The sequence below is a fragment of the Seonamhaeicola sp. NFXS20 genome, assembly GCF_049132085.1.
GTDB lineage: Bacteria > Bacteroidota > Bacteroidia > Flavobacteriales > Flavobacteriaceae > Seonamhaeicola.
The window spans coordinates 511,065-531,330 of record NZ_JAFMPU010000001.1 but is presented as its reverse complement, the minus strand read 5'-3'; the positions used below and the strand labels follow the sequence as shown (position 1 = coordinate 531,330).

Sequence of the window (20,266 nt, the reverse complement as noted above, 5' to 3'; positions counted from 1 at the left end):
TTATTAGAAACGTATATTTATAAAAAGAACTTATATGAAGAAAGCTTTAAAAATTTTCGGAATTATCATTCTCATTGTCATAGCGCTTTTAATTGCTATTCCATTTGCTTTTCAATCTCAAATAACAGAGATAGTTAAACGCTATATCAACCAAAGTCTTAATGCAAAAGTTGAATTTAATGATGTAGGCCTTAGCTTTATTAAAAGCTTCCCACAGGCTAGAGTTAGTGTTTCAGATTTAACTATAACCAATTTTGAACCTTTTAAAGACGAAACCCTAGCTACAGTAAAAAACATAGCCTTTACAATGCCCATTAATGAACTTTTTAAAAAAGCAGATGAGGAGCCTATTACTGTAAGCTCTTTTAAAATTGATGAAGCCCTTTTAACTTTAAAAACCGATAAATTTGGCAACACCAATTATGATATTGTAAAATCTGACAGCACCGAAACTAGCACTAATGAAGGTGAAGGCGCCAGTTTTTCGTTTAGCATTGAAGATTACAGCATAAAAAATAGTGCTTTAACTTATTTAGATGAAGCCTCTAACATGCTTATTCACTTGTCAGAATTTAACCATAGTGGGAACGGTACATTTTCAGCAGAAACCTCTGAAATGGACACACAAAGCGAAGCTAATATTAGTTTTACAATGGACAGCATTAATTACCTTCAAAATAATGCTGTAACGCTTGATGCCGTTATTGGTTTAGATTTAGAAAAAAACATATACACCTTTAAAGACAATATTGGTTTTATAAACAAATTACCTATTGAGTTTGACGGTTCTGTACAACTGCTAGAAAATGGCCAGAAAATAGACATTACTTTTGAAAACCCACAGGCTTCTTTTAAAGATTTTCTTGCAGTAATGCCTAAAGCTTATACCGAAAATTTAGATGATATTGTTACTACCGGAAACTTTAATGTAAAAGGTATTGTTAAAGGACTTAGCTCTGATGAAACTATTCCTAACTTAGACATTAATATTACATCAAACAATGCATCATTTAAATATCCTGACTTACCAAAACGTGTTGAGCAAATTTCAATTAACACCTCCATAAAAAACACCACTGGAAATATTGATGATACCTATGTAGATATTGAAAAATTAAACTTTAAAATTGATGAAGATGTTTTTAAATCATCAGCCTCTCTAAAAAATATAACCAAAAACATGTTGGTAAACGCTCATATTGATGGCTCTTTAAATTTGGCTAACATCAGTAAGGTTTATCCTATAGAATTTGATAAAACTTTAAGCGGTATTTTAAAAGGAGATATAAATACTTCTTTTGATATGAATGCTATAGAAACCAATGCTTATGAACGCATAAAAAGCAGTGGTTCTGTTAGTATTTCAGACTTTATTTTTTCTTCAGAAGATGTCATAAACCCCATACACATTTCTTCAGCTAATATGAATTTTAGCCCTGAAACCGTTTCGTTAAATAACTTTAAAGCCAAAACTGGTGATAGCGACATTAACGCTACTGGTAAAATAACAAACCTACTAGGGTTTTTATTAAGCAATAATACTTTAAAGGGTAATTTTAATCTTAATTCAAACCTATTTAAGGTAAGTGATTTTATGACTGAAGACGAATCGGCTTCCAAAGAAAATGAAACTACAAAAGAAGAATCTTTAAAAATACCTGCTTTTCTAGATTGCACTATAAACGCCAAAGCAAACACGGTTGTTTATGACAATTTAAACTTAAAAGACGTATCTGGAACCCTTGTAATTAAAGACCAAAAAGCTACGTTAAAAAACGTAACATCTAGTTTGTTTGATGGCTCTTTAGCTATAATTGGCAACGTATCTACCCAAAACGACACCCCTACTTTTGATATAAATTTAGGTATTGATGGGTTTGATATAGCACAGTCTTTTACCAATATGGAATTGTTACAAAATTTAGCACCTGTTGCAAAACTGTTTCAAGGAAAATTAAATTCTACAATTAATATTTCTGGGAATTTAGATGATGAATTTTCACCAGAATTATCTACAGTTTCTGGTATGGCGCTTGCCGAATTATTAACAACTAAGGTAAATGCTAATAAAGGTGAATTATTTAATGCCTTAGAAAGCTCATTAAACTTTATTGATTTTGACAAGCTAGATTTAAATGATGTTAAAACCCAATTAGAATTTGCTAATGGTGGCGTTAATGTAAAACCTTTTGAATTAAAATATGAAGATATTGCTATAACTGTTTCTGGTAGTCATAAGTTTGACCAAACTTTAAGTTACAACGCTGTTTTTAATGTACCAGCAAAATATTTAGGCAGTGAAGTAAACCGCCTTATAGGACAAATAAATTCTGAAGAAACCAACAATATTTCCATTCCTGTTACAGCAAATATAGGTGGTAGTTATACCTCTCCTACTGTAAAAACAGATTTACAAAGTGCTGTTTCTAACCTAACTAAGCAACTCATTGAGATTGAAAAACAAAAACTGGTTAACACAGGAAAAGATAAAGTAAAAGATTTACTTGGAGGCATTTTAGGTAACCAAGACACAAAAAACACAGATTCAATTAATGAAACCAACACAGAAAAAACAGACTCTACAAAAACAATAAAAGACGAAATTAAAAATGTGCTTGGTGGCTTGTTAAGTAAGAAAAAAAAGGATACTAAAAACTAGTTAACACATGTTTTTCAGCATTTTATTTAATAAAATATGGTATTTATTAGGTTATTCTAATAAAAAGCTTAACTTTTGCAATCGCGTTTAGGAAGACCCTAAAAGGCGGATTAACTCAAAAAACTCCATATGATTAAAATTATTATAAAAGATGGTGAAAACATTGAACGTGCATTAAAACGCTACAAAAGAAAGCACAGAAATGTACAGGTGATGCAGAATTTAAGAGAAAATCAGTTTTTCACAAAACCATCAGTTAAAAGACGCAGAGAAATTCAAAAGGCTGCTTATATACAAAACTTAAGAGACCAAGAAGAATTTTAGAATTCTACTTTATATCATAAAAAAAAAATCCACATTTTAAAATGTGGATTTTTTTTATTCAATAGTAATTTTAACAACTAAACCTTCATTAGCTCTAACATTAAAAACGGTTTGATCTTCAAAAATTAAATACTGCCCTTTAACCCCCACTAATTTACCAGTATAAGATTGAGTTTTTACAATATTTAAGCTTTTTGGTTTTTCAGGATATGCAATTACAGGAAACTCTAAATTGGTTTCTGTATTACTTTCTATAAAATAATCTCTTGTTTCTTCGGGAATAAAATCTTTTAATCGGTCTCGCCATTCTACTAAGTTTTCGTCTTCAATATCATTTTTAAGCATTTTACGCCAATTGGTCTTATCGGCTACTTGTTCCTTTAAAGCTACCTCAGTAACTCCTGCTAAATACCTGTTAGGTACTTCAACAATTTCAATAGCTTCATGTGCCCCTTGGTCAATCCATCTTGTAGGTAGTTGACTTTTTCTTGTAACCCCTACCTTAACATTACTAGAATTTGCTAAATACACAATATGAGGTTGTAATTGAGCTTTCTTTTCATACTCCAAATCACGGTCTTCTATACCCAAATGTGCTTTACTAAGCTCTGGTCTCATTATCCAATCTGCTGCTTGTGGAATATCAAAAAAACAACTTTTACAAAACCCTTGTCTGTAAATAGTTTTGTCTAAGCCACAATTTAAGCATTGATATTTAACAAATTGCATAGTAATAGTTTTACTTAGCAATTGATTCATATTAATAAAATCGTTTTCAAACTCTAAATAATACTGAATAGGGTTTGAAAATTCTGTCTTCATTTTTGTTAAAACACCTTGGTAGAACATGAAAAAAAGTATTATTTTTAAAACCTTAAAGATAGAATAAATATGGCATTCCCTTTAGTAAATTCTATTGCATCTTGGTTTCTTAAAAAACGTTTCCATCAAATTGAATTGTTTTTAAAATATCCCAATGAAGTCCAAAACGAATTACTTTTAGATCTTTTAGAAATTGCAAAAGATACCGAAATTGGCAAGCAATATGATTTTTCATCTATTAAAAACTATAAAACCTTTGCTGAACGAATCCCTATAAAAAATTACGACGGTTGGCAAGATGTTATTGAACGCTCTAGACGTGGTGAAAATAATATTTTTTGGCCTACACCTATTAAATGGTTTGCAAAATCTAGTGGTACAACCAGAGCCAAAAGTAAATTTATTCCTGTAAGCACAGAATCTTTAGAAGACTGTCATTATGCAGCTAGTAAAGATTTATTGTGTATGTACTTAAATAACAATGAAGACTCTCAATTATTTACCGGTAAGAGCTTACGTTTGGGTGGCAGCAAAGAATTATACAAAGAAAACGGAACTATTTTTGGCGATTTATCTGCCATTTTAATTGATAATATGCCCTTTTGGGCAGAATTTAGCAGCACCCCTAGCAATAAGGTATCTTTAATGAGCGATTGGGAATATAAAATGCAAGCCATTGTTAATGAAACTATTAACGAAAATGTAACCAGTTTAGCTGGTGTACCATCATGGATGTTAGTATTACTTAATAACGTACTAGAAACTACAGGAAAAGGTAATTTAATTGATGTATGGCCAAATTTAGAAGTTTATTTTCACGGCGGTGTTAGTTTCACACCTTACATAGACCAATACAAAAAAATATTACCGAAGCACGATTTTAGATACTACGAAACTTATAATGCTTCCGAAGGTTTTTTTGCTATTCAAGATCAAAATAACTCTAGCGAATTACTACTAATGTTAGATTACGGTATTTTCTACGAGTTTATTCCTATGGATATATATGCTACTCCAGAAGAAAAAGCAATACCACTAAGCGAAGTTAAACTTAACAAAAACTATGCGGTTATTATCACTACCAACGCTGGATTATGGCGCTATAAAATTGGAGACACCGTTAGGTTTACCTCATTAAACCCATACCGAATTAAAATTTCTGGTAGAACCAAACACCATATAAATGTATTTGGAGAAGAACTCATTATTGAAAACGCTGAAGAAGCACTAAAAAGAGTATGTAAACGTACAAAATCTGAAATTGTAGATTTTACAGCTGCTCCCATTTTTATGGAAGGCAATAAAAAAGGAGCTCATGAGTGGTTAATTGAGTTTAAAACCCACCCCAAAGACATTAACTACTTTAATGAATTATTTGATAATGCGCTAAAAGCTTTAAATTCAGATTACGAAGCAAAACGTTACAATAACATAACACTAAACAAGCCTAAAATAAACGTTGCACGTACCCAATTATTTCACGACTGGTTAAAGCAAAATAACAAATTAGGTGGTCAACATAAAGTACCTAGACTTTCTAATTCTAGAGACTATTTAGAGGAGCTATTAAAATTAAATGGCTAAAGGTTAAATTATAAGAAATTGCTTAACGATTTATATTACATTTCATCTAAGAAATTATTTTCATATATAATTTCTAGCTTATATTTAAACCGCTAATTAATTCAAAACACCCTCAAAAAATGAAAGCTAAGCTACTACTTACTGTATGCTTGGTTACAAATTTTGTAATCTCTCAAAGTGCCATTGTAGCCAACAACACAATCAAAAACAACTCTATTTTAACTAGTATTTCTTCTAAATCAGAAACCACAATAGGTACTAATGGTTTTAATTTTGAAGTCTTAGACGCTGGTATAAACACTAAATTTTCTGAATTTGGCTCTGGTTTTTTTATGAATAAATTTATTATGGTTTCTTCAAAAAAAATTGGCGGATTAGCTAAAATAGACCCAAACACCAATGAAGCTTTTAAAGATTTATTTTGTTTAGATGTTTCACAAAATGGTCAGTTAAGTCATCCTCTATTGTTTTCTAGAATTTTAAACACCAACAATAGCGAAGGACAACTTACATTTACCCGTAACGAAAAAACCGCATATTATACTAGAAGCAGTAAAGAAAACTCTATGGAATATAAGCTTTACAAAGCTACTCTAGAGGAAAACTCACATGGTAATTGGGTTGACAACCAATTATTAAGTATAAATGCTGATGGCATATCAATAGAAACTCCATACATAAACCCAAGTGGAACAAAAGTTTATTTTTCATCTAATATGGAAGGCTCCTATGGAGGATATGATATTTATGTTTCTAAAATAACTGAAGATGGTAATTTAGATACTCCTGTAAATTTAGGCCCTACAATTAATACCGCAGCCGATGAAAAATACCCATCAATTTCTGTAGATGGGAAAGAGTTATATTTTTCTTCAAAAGGACATGAAGGACTTGGAGGTCATGATTTATTTGTTAGCAAAATACTAAACAACAACCAATATAAAGCTCCTAGAAATTTAGGAAATACTATTAATACCCCTTATGATGAAGTAGCTTTCTTTTTTGCCACTAAAAACAAAGGGTATGTATCATCTAATAAACCTAATGGCAAAGGTGGTTTTGATATTTATACAGTAGAAAACAAAGGCATATCACAATCTTTAAAAGGAACTATTTTAGATTTAGAGACCAATATTAAATTACCAAACACCCTAGTTGTTCTTATAGATGAAGACAATATTGAAATAGCTAGACAAACTACTAATGAATTTGGCGAATTTAAATTTAACAACATTAAACCTTTTGAAACATATACTATAACCACAAAAAAGGATGGATTTAAAAATGAAACTTTTAAATTTTTAGCTAACAGAGGTTATGACACTACTTACAATGAAAAATACAAACTAAACACAACAAAGCCTGTTATTGCTAAAGTTAAAGATAGAATGCATATTGTTTTAGAGAATATATATTTTGATTACGCTAAGTACAGTATTAAGGAAGAGTCTACCATTTCATTAAATAAGATTGTAAAAGTTCTTAGAGAACATCCTGAAATGAAAATCTCCATAAACGCACACACTGATACTAGAGGAAATGACGCTTACAATTTAAAACTATCTAATAAACGTGCTTGGTCTGCTTTGAATTATTTAACCAACCTTGGTATTGAAAAAGACAGATTAATTTCTAAAGGATTTGGTGAATCTAAACCATTAATTGATTGTAAATCTAAAAAATGTTCTAATGATGAACACCAAACTAATAGAAGAGTAGAATTTATTATTTTAGAATAGATGAAAGGCTAATTCGACTAAATACAAGTAAAAAAAGGTTTTAAACGAGTATTTTGTCTAATCATCTAAAAGCCAAAAATTCATTTTGATGCACTAATAAATAAATATACTTTTAAAGTATCTTAAATGAAATATTGGAACTTATCCATAATGTTTATTATTAATTAACACATCCATAAAAATAAAAAACCACGCTACAAGCGTGGTTTTTTTATGACTGTATTTAATTGAGTTAAGAAACCGCTTTAAGCTTCTTTAATGTAGTTTTGGTTAGTTTATCTTCTGCATATGCTTTTGTAACGTTAAGACTCTTTTCCTCAGAACTCGGTAATTCAAACATAGCATCTGTTAAAATTTCTTCACATAGTGAACGTAATCCTCTTGCTCCTAACTTATACTCAATAGCCTTTTCTACAATAAAATCTAACGCCCCTGGGGTTATTGAAAAGTCAATATCATCCATTGCAAACAACTTTTTATATTGCTTAATAATGGCATTTTTGGGCTCTGTTAATATAGCTCTAAGCGTATCAGCATCTAAAGGATCCATGTGTGTTAAAACAGGTAAACGACCTATAATTTCTGGTATTAATCCAAAGTCTTTTAAATCTTTTGGAATAATATATTGCAATAAATTATCAGGATCTATAATGTCATCAGACTTTGAAGCACTGTAACCAACAGCTTGCATATTTAAACGTTTAGTAATAACACGATCAATTCCATCAAAAGCACCACCTGCAATAAATAAAATATTTTCTGTATTTACTTCTATAAATTTCTGGTCTGGGTGCTTTCTTCCTCCTTTTGGCGGAACATTTACCACGGTTCCCTCTAAAAGTTTAAGTAGTGCTTGTTGTACACCTTCGCCAGAAACATCTCTTGTTATAGATGGGTTGTCACTTTTACGAGCAATTTTATCTATTTCATCTATAAAAACAATACCTTTCTCTGCTTTTTCTAAATTATAATCTGCTGCTTGCAATAAACGAGTTAAAATACTTTCTACATCTTCACCAACATAACCAGCCTCTGTTAAAACTGTAGCATCAACAATTGCCAAAGGCACGTTTAACATTCTAGCAATCGTTTTTGCCATTAATGTTTTTCCGGTACCAGTTTGCCCAACCATAATGATATTACTCTTTTGAATATCTATATCATCTTGAGATGGTGGTTGTAATAAACGCTTATAATGATTGTATACTGCTACAGACATTACCTTTTTAGTAGTGTCTTGCCCAATAATATACTCATCTAAAAACGACTTAATTTGCTGTGGTTTACGAAGTTTTAATTCTGCTGATAAATCACTACTGTCGTTTTGCTTAGATTCTTCTAACACAATACCATGTGCTTGCTCTATACATCTATCACAGATATGAGCATCTAAACCTGCTATTAATAGGTTGGTTTCTGGTTTTTTTCTACCACAAAACGAACATTCTAACTCTTCTTTTGCCATTAATCTAATTCAATTTTAAGAATAATTAATTGTAAATCCCTTCATAACAATTAATTAAAATTACAAATTTTTATTTAATCTCTTGATAAAATCTCGTCAATCATGCCATATTCTTTGGCTTTATCGGCTTTCATCCAGTAATCACGATCACTATCTTCATATATTTTGTCGTAATCTTGCCCCGTATGCTTACTTATAATTTTATAAAGTTCTTCTTTTAAAATTAAAATTTCTCTAGCTGTAATTTCAATATCACTTGCTTGTCCTTGGGCTCCGCCTAATGGTTGGTGAATCATAACTCTAGAATGTGTTAAACCACTACGTTTTCCTTTAGCTCCTGCACATAATAATACAGCACCCATTGATGCCGCCATACCTGTACAAATGGTTGCTACATCTGGCTTTATAAACTGCATTGTGTCATAAATTCCTAAACCTGCATATACACTACCTCCTGGTGAATTAATGTAGATTTGAATGTCTTTATTAGGGTCTGTACTTTCTAAAAATAATAATTGAGCTTGTATTATGTTTGCCACCTGATCATTTATTGCAGTTCCCATAAAAATGATTCTATCCATCATTAAACGAGAAAATACATCAAAAATAGCGATGTTCATTTGGCGCTCTTCTATAATATTAGGTGTTAAGCTAGTAGGATACATACTGCTAATTATTTTATTGTAATATGTACTACTAATACCTTGGTCTTTTATAGCGAATTTCTCAAATTCTTTTGCGTAATCCATAGTTGTTCTTTGATACTTTATATTGTTAATCCCTTGATATACATCAAAATAAAACCAAAATTGGTTTTTTAAGACATTCTTTTTGAATAAAAAAGCGCTTAACCCTAATGATTAAGCGCTTAAATATAATGAATATTCTTTTAGTTATTTGTCTCCGTACACTTCTTTAACAAAGTTTTCGTAACTTAATTCTTTTACTTTAATATTGGCTTTTTCTTTATAAAGTTCTAATAATTTTTGGCTAACTAATTGTTCTGAAATTCTGCGAGCTTCATCTTGGTTAGATAATACTCTTGCTGCAATGTCATCTAACTCTTTATCTGAAGGGTTCATTTGACCAAATTGTGCCATTTGACCTTTAATCATTTCTCTTGCATGATTTTTAATATCATCCATAGTTACTTTGATATCGTTTTCTTCAATTAATTTACCTTCTATTAACTGGTAGCGTAAGCTTTTTTCAGACTTTTCATATTCTTCTTTAGCCTGAGCTTCGTCCATTTCTTTTTCTCCTGCAGTTGCCATCCATTTTGTTAAAAACTCAGCAGGCAAATCAAACTTTGTATTTTCAATTAAATACTCTGTAACATCATTTAAAAGCTTTTGGTCTGATTGCTGAACGAATTGTTTTTCGGCATCTTCTTTTATTTTAGCTTTTAATTCTGTAACGGTTTTTACAACGTCTTTCCCAAAAAGTTTATCAAATAACTCTTGGTCTAAATCTGCTAATTCTCGTTTATTAATTTCAGTAATTGTAAAGGTTACTTCAATATCTAAACCATGAACCTCATCATGACCTAATTTTAAAGCGTGCATTAATTCATGCTCATCACTGTAAAGTCCTTTAGTTTTTAAAGTTACTACATCACCAACTTTAGCTCCTATAAATTGTTTTTCGGTAGTTTTTCCTTTAAATTTATCTAAGGTAATGGTTACAGTATTCTCTATTTCTTTTTCTTCGTTTTTAAAAGTACCCGTAATTTCACTGTCTTTTTCAACAGTGTCTTGAGATACTAATTTACCATATTGCTTTTGAATACGCTCTATTTGCTCATCAATCATTTTATCATCAGCAATAATGTTATAGTGGGTAATGGCTTTTTTACTTTTTAAATTTACTTCAAATTCTGGTGCTAAACCTAACTCAAATTCAAAAGTAAACCCGTCTGCATTCCAATCTATATCATCTTGAGGTTTTGGTAGCGGTTGCCCTAAAACATCTAATTTTTCTTCGGTTAAATATTTATTCAACGCATCTTGAAGTAATTTATTCACCTCATCAACCAATACAGCTTTTCCGTATTGTTTTTTAACCATCCCCATTGGCACATGCCCTTTTCTAAATCCAGGAATATTTGCTGTTTTACGATAATCTGACAAGATTTTCTCTACTTTATCGCTGTAATCTTCTTTAGCAATATCTACTTTTACAACAGCATTTAATGCGTCAAGGTTTTCTCTTGTAATATTCATTTTAAATAATCTAATTAGTATAACTAAAATTGGGACGCAAAAGTAATACATTTTTGCATCCCAACAAAGTTTTTAACACCCTGATTATAAGGCTATTTTTTATCTTCTTTTAAAAGTGAATGTAGTATTGATTGTAATATTGAAAGTAGTATACTAAAAAGTATGGCTACCCAAATGCTACTTACCGAAAAACCATCAATTAATTTGTCTGCTAATAAAATAATTAAAGCATTAATAACAAGTAAGAATAGCCCTAATGTTACAATGGTTATTGGCAATGTAAAAATTACTAAAATTGGTTTTACAAAGAGGTTTAAAACCGATAAAACCACTGCTACAATTATTGCTGTAACGTAGTCATTTACCGTTACACCCGATAAAATATGCGCTAAAACAAATACTGCTAAGGCATTTAATAAAAGTTTAATAATGAGTTTCATAGAATTATGTTTAATTCTTACAAGTTACAAAATATCAACCAACAAATTTTATAACTGCCTCAAAAAAGTCTTTAGGGTTTTCGGCATGTAGCCAGTGACCAGAATTGGCTATAGTAACAATTTTTGCGTTTGGAAATTGGTTTAATATTAGTTGTGTATCTTCTACTCCTATATATTCTGAACGGTCTCCTTTTAAGAATAATACGTCTTTTTCAAACCTTAAATAAGATGGCAATGCTTCTCCAATTTCGGCAACTTCGGCTTTTAAAACTTCTAAATTAATACGTAATCCTAATTTTCCTTTTTCTACCCAATATAAATTTTTAAGTAAAAATTGTCGAGTTCCAAAATCAGTTACATATGCACCTAAAACTTTATCGGCCTCTCCTCTGCTTTTTATGTCATCAAAATTTAAAGCACTTAAGCCTTCTAATATGGTTTGATGATGTACAGGATAGAATCTTGGTGAAATATCGGCTACTAACAACTTTGAAACAAGGTTTGGATAGAGTGCAGAAAACATCATAGCTGTTTTACCTCCCATAGAATGACCAAGCAGAACAACATCATTTAAATTATGAGCTTCACAATAGTTTTTTAAATCTTCTGCAAGTAATTCATAATTAAAATTATTATCCCAAAAACTGCGTCCATGATTACGTTGGTCTACTAAATGTACTTGAAACCCTTGCTGGCTAAATTGTCGTCCAAGTGTTTTCCAGTTATCACTCATTCCTAAAAACCCGTGAAGAATAATAAATGGTTTTCCTTCACCTATAATATTTGAATATAGAATCATTTATTTCAACTTATGTAAATACATTTGAATAACATTTTCAACACCTAAATATAAGCTTTCTGCTACCAAGGCATGCCCTATAGAAACCTCTAAAAGCCCAGGTATATTTTCTTTAAAAAATTGAATATTATCTAATGACAAATCATGCCCTGCATTAATACCCAAACCTAAATTATTGGCTAAAACAGCACAGTCTGCATACGGTTTTACAGCGTCTTTATTACCCAAACTATATTGATGTGCAAATGCTTCTGTATACAATTCAATTCTATCTGTTCCGGTTTCTTTAGCGCCTTCAATTTGCTTTAAAACGGGGTCTACAAAAATAGAAGTTCTAATGTTGTTTTGTTGAAATTCTTTAATAACATCAATTAAAAAATCTTTATGCTTTATGGTATCCCAACCAGCATTACTTGTAATGGCATCTTCAGCATCTGGCACTAAAGTAACTTGTGTTGGTTGTACACTTAAAACTAAATCTATAAAAGATTTTATAGGATTTCCTTCAATATTATATTCTGTATAAACCACAGATTTTAAATCGCGTGCATCTTGATATCTAATATGGCGTTCATCTGGCCTTGGGTGAATGGTTACCCCTTCGGCTCCAAACCGCTGAACATCTTTTGCAAATTGCACTACATTAGGAACATCACCACCTCTAGAATTTCTTAGCGTAGCAATCTTATTAATGTTTACACTTAACTTTGTCATGAATTGTTTTTTAAAACAAAAATACAAAGTAGAAAAGGCTTAAGTGTTATTTTTTTAATTAATTTGCATGGTATACATTTAGCTCTTATGAAATTGCAAGAATATATTATAAACGATATTAAACCTGTTGAAAGCAGTAGTAAAATAGCAGATTTGCAACTACTATTTAATCAACTAACATATTCACATATTCCGGTTAAAGATATTAATGGTGTATTTGCAGGAGTTCTTTTTGAAACAGATGTACATTGTTTTGATAGTAGTAAACCTGTTAGTGAATACCTTTATGCAATAGAAAATTTTTATGTTAGAAACACTACGCTTTGGCTAGATGTATTAGAAGCTTTTGCTAAAAACTCATCTAATATTATGCCCGTATTAGATGAAAAAAATAATTATTTGGGTTATTATGAACTCAACGATATTATAAGCCTTTTTAACGAGTCTCCTTTCTTTCATGCTCCAGGAGCAGTTTTAGTTATTGAAAAAGGTATAAACGATTATTCTTTTAGTGAAATAAGCCAAATTGTAGAATCTAACAATGGTAAATTACTAGGGGCTTTTGTTTCAAACATAAAAAATGATGTGGTACAAGTAACTCTTAAAATAGGCAACTCAAGTTTAAATGATATTATTCAAACATTCCGAAGATACAGTTATAATATAATATCTGGTCATGAAGAAGACACATACATTGAAAGTTTAAAAGAACGATCAGACTACTTGAATAAGTATTTAAACATGTAACCCTTAATAAGGCCAAAAAAAAATTAAAATGAAGGTAGCCATTTTTGGACGATTTTATAACGATACAACCACACAATCGGTTGAAACCCTTTTCCATTACTTATTAGAAAAAGATATGGATGCCTATATTGAAACCGAGTTTTTCAATATTATAAAAAAAGAATCGCCTAATTTTCAAGATTATATATCATTTAAAACCTTTGACACTTTAGACACCTCTTTTGATTTTCTAGTAAGTGTAGGCGGAGATGGTACCATTTTAAGAGCCATTACTTTTATAAAAGATATTGATATACCAATTATAGGGCTTAACACAGGGCGTTTAGGCTTTTTGGCTACCATACAAGTTGATGCTATAGAACAAGCCATTCAAAATATTATTGATGGTAAATACAAAATTTCTGAACGCAGTTTATTAACCGTAGAAACTACCCCAGAAAATAAAGAAATTAGCACTTTAAATTTTGCTTTAAACGAGATAGCTGTTAGCAGAAAGAACACTACCTCTATGATTACCGTTGAAACCTATTTAAATGATGAGTATCTAACTTCTTATTGGAGCGATGGCTTAATAATTTCAACCCCAACAGGATCTACCGGATATTCTTTAAGTTGTGGCGGCCCTGTTATAACACCAGACACTAATAGTTTTGTTTTAACACCAATTGCCCCACACAATTTAAGTGCAAGACCACTTGTTATTCCAGATACCACAGAAATTAAACTTAAAGTTTATGGTAGAGAAGAACAGCATTTAGTTTCATTAGATTCTAGAATTGCCACACTTGACAACGGTACATTGATAACAATTAAAAAAGCTAATTTTAAAATTAAAATGATTGATTTACTAGATGAAAGCTTTTTAATAACCCTTAGAAAAAAATTACTTTGGGGAGAAGACAAGCGTAATTAAACCAATATTTCACAATAATTTTTAAGAAATACTGTTTTTACACTAATACAATTTAGTTCAAATTACTTTTGGCTAATCTTATTTATTATATTTGCAAACTTTTGAATATCTATGAGGCACTTAACCGTATTAGTATTTAGTATTTTAAGCATCCATTTTGGCCACTCTCAAATTAATGAAATAGGGCTCTATTTAGGAGGCTCTAATTTTATTGGCGATGTAGGAGCTACCAATTATATTTCTCCAAATCAATTAGCTATTGGCGGTATTTACAAATGGAACAGAAGCCGAAGACACTCTTACAGAGCTTCTCTTATTTTCAGCAAATTAGAAGGCATAGATACCAATTCTGATGACCCAAGACGAATTCAAAGAGGCTATGAATTTTCAACAAATATTACAGAACTTTCTTTGGGAATGGAGTTTACTTTTAAAGATTTTAACTTACATTCTGAAAGAAAAATAGGAACTCCCTATTTACACTCTGGAATAACAGCTGCTAAACATGATAACCACTTTTTTTTAAATGGTGTACAAACATCTGAAAACAGTTCTAGTTGGGCACTTGGTATTCCTATGACATTAGGATACAAAGCTACTTTTATAGATAATATTATATTTGGTATTGAAATTGGAGCCAGATATACTTTTTCTGATAATTTAGACGGAAGCTTACCTGAAGACCCTGCTAATTATCAGTATAGATTTGGAAATATTAATAATGATGACTGGTATGTATTTTCTGGTATAACTTTAACTTATACCTTTGGAGAAAACCCATGTTACTGTATAAACTAAAATGGATTTAAAAGAACGCATACTAAGCAAAAAGCTCCCAGACCACATTGCCATAATAATGGATGGTAATGGTCGTTGGGCAAAACAAAAGGGTATGGTGCGGGCTTTTGGTCATGAAAATGGCACTAAATCTGTTAGAAAAACAGTTGAGTCTTGTGCAGAACTAGGTGTTAAAAATTTAACACTTTATGCTTTTTCAACAGAAAACTGGAACCGACCAAAATTAGAAGTTCAAACCCTAATGAAGCTTCTAATATCTTCATTAAGAAAAGAAATAAAAACGCTTCAAGACAACAACATAAAGCTATCGGCAATTGGCAATCTATCACTATTACCAACCAAGGTTTTTAAAGAACTTTCAGAGGTAATTAACAAAACTAAATCTAATAACAGAATGACTCTAACCTTAGCTTTAAGCTACGGCTCTAGAGAAGAATTACTAAATACTGTTAAAGAGATTAGTATTAAAGTTAAAAATAATATAATTTCGCCCGATAATATTGATGAATCAATTATAAATGAGCATCTTTACACGCATAATTTACCAGATGTAGATTTGCTTATTAGAACTAGTGGAGAACAACGCATTAGTAATTTTTTGCTTTGGCAAATAGCGTATGCAGAATTATATTTTACCAATGTGCTTTGGCCCGATTTTACAAAGAAGCATTTGTATGAAGCTATTATTGAATATCAAAAAAGAGAGAGAAGATTTGGGAAAACAAGTGAACAACTTAACTAACAGACTACCGTTAAAAACATATTTAAAATTCAGTTTAGCAATCTTGCTTACTACGGTAGCTTATTCTAATATACAAGCTCAAGATTTATCATTTAATTCAAGTAAGAAATACACTGTTGGCACTATTTCTGTTTTAGGAAATACCAGTTTTGGAGAGCAAACTATTGTAAACTTCTCTGGTTTAAGAAAAGGGCAAGAAATTAATATTCCAGGAGAAGAAATAGGTAACGCCATTAAAAAACTTTGGGGCACCAAGCTATTTAACAACATTGAAGTTTATGTTACTAATATTGAAAACGGTACAGCAAACCTTCAAATTAGGTTAGAAGACTTACCGCAACTAAATGAGTTAAAAGTAAATGGTGTTAAAAAAGGAAAAGTTGAAAGTATAATAGAAGAGAACAAACTCAAAAAAGGTACTAAAGTAACAGAAAACCTTATTACAACCACTAAAAATTTCTTAACAAAAAAATATAAAAAACAAGGATTTTTAAACACCAAAGTACACATTAACACTATAGAAGTTAAAGACACCACAGGAAGTGCACGTGTTAATATGGTCCTAAATATTGATAAAGGCGAAAAAGTAAAAATTAAAGATATTGTGTTTAATGGCAATAATGCTATAAGTGATAAAAAACTTAGAAAAGCCATGAAAAGCACAAAAAAAATTAACCGCTTACGTATCTTAAAACGTTCTAAGTTTATAGATTCTGCATATCAAGCAGATTTATCAAGTGTAGTTGATAAATTTAAAGAAAATGGATATAGAGATGCTAGAATTATTTCTGATAGCATCATTTATAACAATGATAAAACCATATCTATTAATATAGATATAAATGAAGGAGAACTTTACACCTTTGGAGACATTAAATTTATTGGTAATACCGTTTATACAGACCAACAGTTAAAAAACATCCTTCGTATTGAAAAAGGAGATACCTACAATGGTGTATTATTACAAAAAAGAATAGCCGATAACACAAAACCAGATGGTAATGATATTACCAACTTATACCAAAACAGCGGTTATTTATTCTCTAGTATTCGTCAGGTTGAAGTAAGTGCCGATGATAATGTAATTGATATGGAAATTAGAATTACAGAAGGAAAACCCGCTTACTTTAATAGAGTTTCTGTTGTTGGTAATGACAAAACAAATGACCATGTTGTTTATAGAGCATTAAGAACACGCCCTGGACAATTATATGACAAATCAGACGTAGTAAGAACCGTTAGAGAGTTAGGGCAGCTAGGGTTCTTTGATGCTCAAGAAATATCACCAAACTTTAACAACCCTAACCCGGTTGAAGGTACCATAGACATGGAATACTCTGTAAAAGAAACCGGCTCTAGCCAAATAGAATTACAAGGTGGTTATGGTGGTGGTGGCTTTATTGGGACACTAGGACTTTCATTTAATAACTTTTCAATAAAAGATATCTTTAAAAAAGATGCCTACAAACCCATCCCTATGGGAGATGGTCAACGTTTAGCATTACGCTTACAAGCTAGCCAATATTACCAAACTTACAGTTTTCAGTTTTCAGAACCTTGGTTAGGTGGTAAAAAACCTGTTCAATTTTCAACATCACTTACACACACCAAACAATTTTTATACGATTACACCACAGGATCTGCCGATAAAGACCAAAGCTTTAACATTACTGGTATAACTTTTGGTTTAGCAAAACGTTTATCTGTACCAGATGAATACTTTACACTCTCAAACGCTATAAGTTACCAACGTTACGATTTAAACAACTACAATACTGGTTTATTTACCTTTGGAGACGGATATTCTAACAACTTATCTTACACCATTGGTTTAAGTAGAAATGATACCAGAATAGACCCTATTTTCCCTACAGGAGGTTCTAAATTTTCTGCAACAGCAAAATTCACATTCCCTTATTCATTAGTTAATGGAGTAGATTATGCCGAACTTGCTGATGACAGAGAACAAGCCGTACTAGATGGAGACAGCGATGAACTTGCCGAAATAGATCAAGAACGCTACAAATGGCTAGAGTTTTATAAAATAAACTTTACAGGAGAATGGTATAACCAAATTGCAAAAGATTTAGTTTTAAGACCATTAATAGAATTTGGTTTCTTAGGAGCCTATAATAACGACAGAGGAGTCATTCCTTTTGAAAGATACTTTGTTGGAGGTGATGGTTTAGGAACCTATAGTTTAGATGGTAGAGAAGCTATTCAATTACGTGGTTATCCAAACCAATCGTTATCAAGTACAGATGGAGGTACTATTTATAATAAATTCTCCTTAGAGCTTCGTTACCCAATTACCTTAAAAGCATCTGCTAAAATTTATGCCTTAGGGTTTTTAGAAGGAGGCGCATCTTATGATAGCTTTAGAGACTACAATCCTTTCGACATTAAAAGATCTGCTGGTTTAGGTATTAGAATTTTTATGCCTGCATTTGGTTTACTAGGTATAGATTTCGGACATGGTTTTGACCCTATCATTGGAGAAACTACCAAAAATGGTTGGGAAACTCACTTCATAATAGGGCAACAATTTTAAGTCTAAAATTATTTTGGCACGATATTTTCTAATACATGTTTGATGTTTTGCACAAGAATTAAAATTTTTAAAGTTAAAATTCGTTAATTTTGAAGATTAAGTGAAAGAAATAAAAACATATAACATGCAAAACAAGGTTCTTTTTTTACTGACATTAGTTTTACTAAGTATCTCTTCATATGCCCAACGAGGTGTTAGAGTAGCTTATATAGACACTGAGTATATATTAGAAAACGTTCCAGAATATCAAGAAGCCATTGCGCAATTAAATCAAAAAGCCGATAAATGGAAAAATGAAATTGCAGCAAAGCTTAGTGCCATAGAACAAAAGCGTAAAGATTTAAGCAATGAAAAAGCACTTTTAACAAAAGAGCTTATTGAAGAACGCGAAGAAGATATTTATTTTGAAGAAAAAGAAATATTAGATTATCAGCAAAAACGATTTGGTCCAAATGGCGATTTGTTTATTCAACAAAAACAATTAATGCAGCCAGTACAAGATCAAATATTTGCAGCTGTTCAGGATATAGCAACAAATAGAAAGTATGATTTTATTCTAGATAAATCCTCTAATACAACCATACTCTTTTCTGCTAAACAATACGATATTAGCGAAACTGTTATAAGAAGTATAACCAGAACCGCCAAAAGAACTCAGGCGCAATCTAAAGCTGAACGAAAAGCTGCCAAAGAAGAAGAATTGGTACCTGAGGTAAATTTAGAACAAGAAGCAAGAGCTAAAGCATTAGAAGAAAAGAAAAAAGAAAGAGAAAGTGCCATTGAAGAAGCTAGACAGAAAAAATTAGCAGCTAGAGAAGCAAAAGTTAAAGCAGCAGAAGAAAGACGTCAAAAAATATTAGAAGAACGCGAAAAAGCTAAACAAGCTAAGTTAGATGCTAGAAACAAAGTTTCTGAAACAGAAAATAATGAAGATGAAGCTAAAACAGATGATGATGAAAAAGAAGAGACAGAAACAGATACAGATACAACAACAGAGACAGAAGTAAAAACTAAAGCGCAATTAATTGAAGAAAATAGACAAAAAAAATTAGCTGAAAGAGAAGCTAGAAAAAAAGCTTTAGAAGAAAAAAAGAAGAAAATTTTAGAGGAAAGACAAAAAGCTCTAGAAGAAAAACAAAAAGTAAGAGACAGTATAAACCAAAACAAATAATTTATAACACATTTAATACAATTTAAAAATGAAACACTTAAAAACTATTTTATTAGCAACGGCAGTATGCATAGGGAGTATTAGTTTTTCTCAAGCTCAAAGTAAAATCGCCCATATAAATACCCAAGAATTAATTGCTGCAATGCCAGAAATGAAAAATGCGCAAAAAGAATTAGAAGCTTTGCAAAAAACTTATCAAACAGATTACCAATCTACAATAACAGAATTTCAAAATAAAGTAAAACAATACGAAGCCGAAGCACCAACAAAGACCGATGAAGAAAACGCAAAAAGAGGTCAAGAAATTCAAGGTATGCAACAAAACATACAACAGTTTCAAAACGATGCTGCTCAAGATATAGAGAAAAAACGAATGGATTTATTACAACCAATTACAGAAAAAGCCAAAGCAGCTATTTTAAAAGTAGCAAGAGCACAAGGTTTTGATTATGTATTAGATTCTTCTGTTGGTGTAACTATTTTAGCCGATGGAAAAAATTTACTAGACGATGTTAAAAAAGAACTTGGTATTTAATTTACCTGAATACAAATAACTTACTTTAAAGCTGCTTTTTA

At 31.0% G+C, this 20,266-nt stretch carries 18 protein-coding genes; 11 read left to right on the top strand and 7 right to left on the bottom strand.

Annotation, left to right across the window (positions count from 1 at the left end; genetic code table 11):
* Nucleotides 1–34 precede the first annotated feature (34 nt).
* Together J1D01_RS02365 and rpsU are read left to right on the top strand one after the other, a co-directional pair.
* On the top strand, nucleotides 35–2,659 hold the full coding sequence (locus tag J1D01_RS02365; protein WP_421149686.1) for an AsmA-like C-terminal region-containing protein: 2,625 nt from the start codon (nucleotides 35–37) through the stop codon (nucleotides 2,657–2,659).
* 129 nt (nucleotides 2,660–2,788) lie between these two features.
* Nucleotides 2,789–2,983 carry a 30S ribosomal protein S21 gene (rpsU, locus tag J1D01_RS02360; RefSeq protein ID WP_372937667.1) on the top strand — a complete coding sequence of 65 codons (195 nt, stop codon included), beginning with the start codon at nucleotides 2,789–2,791 and terminating at the stop codon, nucleotides 2,981–2,983.
* A gap of 54 nt (nucleotides 2,984–3,037) precedes the next feature.
* Here the strand turns inward: rpsU and J1D01_RS02355 are convergent, their stop codons facing one another.
* On the bottom strand, nucleotides 3,038–3,832 hold the full coding sequence (locus J1D01_RS02355; protein WP_421149685.1) for a DUF2797 domain-containing protein: 795 nt from the start codon (nucleotides 3,830–3,832) through the stop codon (nucleotides 3,038–3,040).
* A gap of 42 nt (nucleotides 3,833–3,874) precedes the next feature.
* On the opposite strand from J1D01_RS02355, the gene J1D01_RS02350 reads away from it, so the two are divergent.
* Entirely contained in the window at nucleotides 3,875–5,389 is a 1,515-nt protein-coding gene (locus J1D01_RS02350) for a GH3 auxin-responsive promoter family protein (RefSeq protein WP_421149684.1), read from the top strand.
* Nucleotides 5,390–5,508: 119 nt separating this feature from the next.
* On the top strand, nucleotides 5,509–7,128 hold the full coding sequence (locus tag J1D01_RS02345; RefSeq protein WP_421149683.1) for an OmpA family protein: 1,620 nt from the start codon (nucleotides 5,509–5,511) through the stop codon (nucleotides 7,126–7,128).
* A 232-nt stretch (nucleotides 7,129–7,360) separates the two neighbouring features.
* Here the strand turns inward: J1D01_RS02345 and clpX are convergent, their stop codons facing one another.
* The 6 genes from clpX to J1D01_RS02315 form a co-directional block, all read right to left on the bottom strand.
* Complete coding sequence (clpX, locus tag J1D01_RS02340) at nucleotides 7,361–8,593, bottom strand: ATP-dependent Clp protease ATP-binding subunit ClpX (protein ID WP_421149682.1); 1,233 nt, start codon at nucleotides 8,591–8,593, stop codon at nucleotides 7,361–7,363.
* A gap of 74 nt (nucleotides 8,594–8,667) precedes the next feature.
* A complete protein-coding gene (clpP, locus tag J1D01_RS02335; RefSeq protein WP_372935913.1) occupies nucleotides 8,668–9,342 on the bottom strand; it encodes an ATP-dependent Clp endopeptidase proteolytic subunit ClpP in 675 nt (224 codons plus the stop codon).
* A gap of 144 nt (nucleotides 9,343–9,486) precedes the next feature.
* Nucleotides 9,487–10,815 (bottom strand): trigger factor, encoded by a 1,329-nt coding sequence (gene tig, locus J1D01_RS02330; RefSeq protein ID WP_372935911.1) that lies wholly within the window; start codon nucleotides 10,813–10,815, stop codon nucleotides 9,487–9,489.
* A 92-nt stretch (nucleotides 10,816–10,907) separates the two neighbouring features.
* Complete coding sequence (locus tag J1D01_RS02325) at nucleotides 10,908–11,255, bottom strand: phage holin family protein (RefSeq protein ID WP_421149681.1); 348 nt, start codon at nucleotides 11,253–11,255, stop codon at nucleotides 10,908–10,910.
* Between the two features lie 34 nt (nucleotides 11,256–11,289).
* Entirely contained in the window at nucleotides 11,290–12,054 is a 765-nt protein-coding gene (locus tag J1D01_RS02320; protein WP_421149680.1) for an alpha/beta fold hydrolase, read from the bottom strand.
* Nucleotides 12,055–12,768 (bottom strand): pyridoxine 5'-phosphate synthase, encoded by a 714-nt coding sequence (locus J1D01_RS02315; protein ID WP_421149679.1) that lies wholly within the window; start codon nucleotides 12,766–12,768, stop codon nucleotides 12,055–12,057. It abuts the gene before it with no gap.
* An 87-nt stretch (nucleotides 12,769–12,855) separates the two neighbouring features.
* Here J1D01_RS02315 and J1D01_RS02310 point away from each other — a divergent pair, with 87 nt between their 5' ends.
* The 7 genes from J1D01_RS02310 to J1D01_RS02280 all read left to right on the top strand — a co-directional run bounded on the left by J1D01_RS02310 (nucleotide 12,856) and on the right by J1D01_RS02280 (nucleotide 20,225).
* Nucleotides 12,856–13,515 (top strand): CBS domain-containing protein, encoded by a 660-nt coding sequence (locus J1D01_RS02310; RefSeq protein ID WP_372935903.1) that lies wholly within the window; start codon nucleotides 12,856–12,858, stop codon nucleotides 13,513–13,515.
* Between the two features lie 28 nt (nucleotides 13,516–13,543).
* Entirely contained in the window at nucleotides 13,544–14,428 is an 885-nt protein-coding gene (locus J1D01_RS02305) for an NAD kinase (RefSeq protein WP_421149678.1), read from the top strand.
* 111 nt (nucleotides 14,429–14,539) lie between these two features.
* Complete coding sequence (locus tag J1D01_RS02300) at nucleotides 14,540–15,226, top strand: DUF6089 family protein (RefSeq protein WP_372935899.1); 687 nt, start codon at nucleotides 14,540–14,542, stop codon at nucleotides 15,224–15,226.
* Between the two features lies 1 nt (nucleotide 15,227).
* Nucleotides 15,228–15,968 carry an isoprenyl transferase gene (locus tag J1D01_RS02295; protein ID WP_372935897.1) on the top strand — a complete coding sequence of 247 codons (741 nt, stop codon included), beginning with the start codon at nucleotides 15,228–15,230 and terminating at the stop codon, nucleotides 15,966–15,968.
* Nucleotides 15,901–18,519, top strand: a complete 2,619-nt coding sequence (locus J1D01_RS02290) for a BamA/OMP85 family outer membrane protein (RefSeq protein ID WP_421149677.1) — start codon at nucleotides 15,901–15,903, stop codon at nucleotides 18,517–18,519. Before J1D01_RS02295 ends, J1D01_RS02290 begins: the two co-directional genes overlap by 68 nt.
* Nucleotides 18,520–18,643: 124 nt before the next feature.
* Nucleotides 18,644–19,690 carry an OmpH family outer membrane protein gene (locus tag J1D01_RS02285; protein WP_421149676.1) on the top strand — a complete coding sequence of 349 codons (1,047 nt, stop codon included), beginning with the start codon at nucleotides 18,644–18,646 and terminating at the stop codon, nucleotides 19,688–19,690.
* Between the two features lie 28 nt (nucleotides 19,691–19,718).
* Complete coding sequence (locus J1D01_RS02280) at nucleotides 19,719–20,225, top strand: OmpH family outer membrane protein (RefSeq protein ID WP_372935891.1); 507 nt, start codon at nucleotides 19,719–19,721, stop codon at nucleotides 20,223–20,225.
* Nucleotides 20,226–20,266 lie beyond the last annotated feature (41 nt).

Excerpts from the sequence above, each read along its gene's own strand:
- J1D01_RS02365 (WP_421149686.1), top strand. The coding sequence starts at position 35 with ATGAAGAAAGCTTTAAAAATTTTCGGAATTATCATTCTCATTGTCATA.
- rpsU (WP_372937667.1), top strand. The coding sequence starts at position 2,789 with ATGATTAAAATTATTATAAAAGATGGTGAAAACATTGAACGTGCATTA.
- J1D01_RS02355 (WP_421149685.1), bottom strand. The coding sequence starts at position 3,832 with ATGTTCTACCAAGGTGTTTTAACAAAAATGAAGACAGAATTTTCAAAC.
- J1D01_RS02350 (WP_421149684.1), top strand. The coding sequence starts at position 3,875 with ATGGCATTCCCTTTAGTAAATTCTATTGCATCTTGGTTTCTTAAAAAA.
- J1D01_RS02345 (WP_421149683.1), top strand. The coding sequence starts at position 5,509 with ATGAAAGCTAAGCTACTACTTACTGTATGCTTGGTTACAAATTTTGTA.
- clpX (WP_421149682.1), bottom strand. The coding sequence starts at position 8,593 with ATGGCAAAAGAAGAGTTAGAATGTTCGTTTTGTGGTAGAAAAAAACCA.
- clpP (WP_372935913.1), bottom strand. The coding sequence starts at position 9,342 with ATGGATTACGCAAAAGAATTTGAGAAATTCGCTATAAAAGACCAAGGT.
- tig (WP_372935911.1), bottom strand. The coding sequence starts at position 10,815 with ATGAATATTACAAGAGAAAACCTTGACGCATTAAATGCTGTTGTAAAA.
- J1D01_RS02325 (WP_421149681.1), bottom strand. The coding sequence starts at position 11,255 with ATGAAACTCATTATTAAACTTTTATTAAATGCCTTAGCAGTATTTGTT.
- J1D01_RS02320 (WP_421149680.1), bottom strand. The coding sequence starts at position 12,054 with ATGATTCTATATTCAAATATTATAGGTGAAGGAAAACCATTTATTATT.
- J1D01_RS02315 (WP_421149679.1), bottom strand. The coding sequence starts at position 12,768 with ATGACAAAGTTAAGTGTAAACATTAATAAGATTGCTACGCTAAGAAAT.
- J1D01_RS02310 (WP_372935903.1), top strand. The coding sequence starts at position 12,856 with ATGAAATTGCAAGAATATATTATAAACGATATTAAACCTGTTGAAAGC.
- J1D01_RS02305 (WP_421149678.1), top strand. The coding sequence starts at position 13,544 with ATGAAGGTAGCCATTTTTGGACGATTTTATAACGATACAACCACACAA.
- J1D01_RS02300 (WP_372935899.1), top strand. The coding sequence starts at position 14,540 with ATGAGGCACTTAACCGTATTAGTATTTAGTATTTTAAGCATCCATTTT.
- J1D01_RS02295 (WP_372935897.1), top strand. The coding sequence starts at position 15,228 with ATGGATTTAAAAGAACGCATACTAAGCAAAAAGCTCCCAGACCACATT.
- J1D01_RS02290 (WP_421149677.1), top strand. The coding sequence starts at position 15,901 with ATGAAGCTATTATTGAATATCAAAAAAGAGAGAGAAGATTTGGGAAAA.
- J1D01_RS02285 (WP_421149676.1), top strand. The coding sequence starts at position 18,644 with ATGCAAAACAAGGTTCTTTTTTTACTGACATTAGTTTTACTAAGTATC.
- J1D01_RS02280 (WP_372935891.1), top strand. The coding sequence starts at position 19,719 with ATGAAACACTTAAAAACTATTTTATTAGCAACGGCAGTATGCATAGGG.